We start from the raw sequence: 737 nt of genomic DNA, 5'->3' as shown, positions 1-737 counted from the left end.
GGCCGGCGTTGCTCGCTGCTGCGGCGGGGTTTGCGCATGGTGCGTCCGGTGCGCAGCGCGGTCGCGAGTTCGCGGCGTAGTTCGCCTCGGCCTTGGACGTAGAGGGCCTGGTAGATGGTCTCGTGGGTCACGTGCAGCTCCGGCCGGTCGGGGTGGTCGCGGCGCAGCCGCCGGCTGATCTGCTCGGGGCTGAACTTGTCCTCGAGCATGCCCTGCACCAGGGCATGCAACTCGGGGCAGGCGGCGATCTTGCCGGTCTTGGGCCGCGGGCGGCGGGATTCGGCGCGGGCCTGGGCAGCATGCGGCCGGTAGTCGCCGCTGCCGGGATGGCTGTTGCGAGTCAGTTCCCGGCTGATCGTGGAGGCACTGCGGCCCAGTTCGGCGGCGATAGCCCGCACTGAGCGGCCCGCGCGCCGCAGATCCGCGATCACGATCCGTTCCTCGACCGAGAGGAACCGGCCCACCGACGGCGAAGGCCGGGCGGAAGACTGTTGATCCGTCTCCCGCCCGGCCCTGGTCTGGCTTGCCCGTCCGTTCCGCCACCGGTGACCGGTCCGCCGGTTGATCCCGACGATCCGGCACGCCTCCGCCGTCCCCACACCTCGCGTCACAAGATCAAGATAGGCCTGGCGCTCATCGCCCAGCTTCCTCGGACCTTGAGGCGACCGGTCCTCGCGGATCTCGAACACTGCAACCCCTGAACAGATCAGGCGTTGCAACCACCACTAGAACCCAAG

Annotated in this window: 1 protein-coding gene; it reads right to left on the bottom strand. The window is 69.7% G+C overall.

Translation table 11 applies throughout. From position 1 onward, the window contains the following. A partial coding sequence (locus CF165_RS49745; RefSeq protein ID WP_205661261.1) for a helix-turn-helix domain-containing protein occupies positions 1–689 on the bottom strand: 689 nt, incomplete at its 3' end. Positions 690–737: the final 48 nt, after the last annotated feature.

This window comes from Amycolatopsis vastitatis, assembly GCF_002234595.1.
GTDB classification, from domain to species: domain Bacteria; phylum Actinomycetota; class Actinomycetes; order Mycobacteriales; family Pseudonocardiaceae; genus Amycolatopsis; species Amycolatopsis vastitatis.
This window is presented reverse-complemented; position numbering and strand designations above follow the sequence as displayed.